This window comes from Bilifractor sp. LCP21S3_F8, assembly GCF_052117805.1.
Classification (GTDB): Bacteria; Bacillota; Clostridia; order Lachnospirales; family Lachnospiraceae; genus Bilifractor.
Genome location: NZ_JBQKIK010000070.1, coordinates 1 through 608 on the forward strand (window position 1 = coordinate 1; position 608 = coordinate 608).

At 50.2% G+C, this 608-nt stretch carries 1 protein-coding gene; it reads right to left on the reverse strand.

Going from position 1 to position 608, the window contains the following annotated elements; all coding sequences use genetic code 11:
• Window positions 1-53: 53 nt before the first annotated feature.
• On the reverse strand, window positions 54-608 hold a 555-nt coding region (locus ACTQ3A_RS13915), incomplete at its 5' end, for a hypothetical protein (protein WP_441495195.1).

Consider the following 608-nt stretch of genomic DNA (forward strand, 5'->3'; position numbering starts at 1 on the left):
TTTTTACAAAGTGTCTTCCTGGAGATGGTCAGACTCTGCAAAGAACTGGCTTTTTACTGACCATTTGCCGCAAGTAAACCAACTGCAGTGCCAAAGTAAGTGATGGTCTGATCTGCATCCAGGTACTCCGCAGTGTAGGTAGTGCCATTCTGATCATAGAAAGCAGCAGAGCCGTCGTCTCCCTCAACACATCCGATGCTGAAGCTATTACCGGTATATACATCTGTTCCGTCCAGTACCGTCCACGTAATTCCGTCATCGCCGGATTCCTTCTGGGTTGCAGTGTACTGTCCGCAGAGGACGTCTCCGGTACCATCTGTATCCACAGTGATAAGTGCTACATAATTATTTGCATCCGGTCCCTGGAACAGAGCGAATACAAGCTCATTTCCGTTGTCATCCTTTGCGTACAGGCCAGTCTGAATCATATCAGCAGTAATATCGCCAAGAGAGAAGGTACCGTCCGAGGAAGTGCTTGCAGTATCCACGGAAGCGCTTGCGGACGCAACGGAGTCACCGGAAACATCTTCATAGCTGCCGGAATCTGCATAGCTGCTTGCGTCTTCTGTATAGCTGCCGGAGCTTGCAGATGCGCTGGATGCGCTGGA